This is a genomic window from Neisseria sp. P0019.S002 (assembly GCF_051957155.1).
GTDB lineage: Bacteria > Pseudomonadota > Gammaproteobacteria > Burkholderiales > Neisseriaceae > Neisseria > Neisseria perflava.
In genome coordinates this window covers 1-714 of the sequence record NZ_JBQCWS010000027.1, presented here as the reverse complement: position 1 = coordinate 714, position 714 = coordinate 1, and the positions used below count along the sequence as shown (strand labels likewise).

Here is a 714-nt window from a genome sequence, read left to right as displayed (position 1 = left end):
AAACTGTACCTCTCGCCAATCTTGGACTTGTTCAACCGCGAGATCGTCGCCTACGCCATGAGCCGCAGAGCCGACAGCGAAATGGTGAAGGAAATGCTCGAAAAAGCCGCCCCCCGTCTGACTGATAAAGGAACGATGCTTCATTCGGACCAAGGTGTGCTGTACAGTACGGCGGGGTATAGGGAATTGCTTGCGGAGCATTCCATGGTTCAAAGCATGTCGCGAAAGGCGAACTGTTGGGACAATGCGCCGATGGAAAGCTTCTTTGCGGTGTTGAAGACGGAGTGTTTCTATAACGCAGGTGAATTGATGGTAGATGAATTGATGAAGCAGATAGATGACTATATGGATTACTACAACCGGGAGCGTTGCAGTTTGAAATTGAAAAAGCTGAGTCCTGTCGCATACAGAACCCAGCTTACACAGAGCGCATGAAAAGGCTTTTATGAGTGTCCAAGATTTTGGGGCCAGTTCAATTGTTTTCAGACGGCCTGTTTTATTTGAAAATGTTGTAAAAAGTCTAAACTCTAATGAATAAAAGTATCTATCAAGATGAAAGTAGTTGTTTGTAGCGTTGGAAAACATTAATATTGCCAAACGTGTTTTCACGAGATTTTAACTTTGTATTGGAGAGAATAATGAAAAAATCGATTATCGCTTTGGTTATTGCCGGTTTGCCGCTGGCTGCCTCTGCAGAAGTGATTCTTTATGGTC

General features: G+C 44.1%; 1 protein-coding gene. It reads left to right on the top strand.

Features of this window, described 5'->3' with window-relative positions:
- On the top strand, positions 1-435 hold a 435-nt coding region (locus tag ACTHTY_RS11330; RefSeq protein WP_440367704.1), incomplete at its 5' end, for an IS3 family transposase.
- Between the last annotated feature and the right edge of the window lie 279 nt (positions 436-714).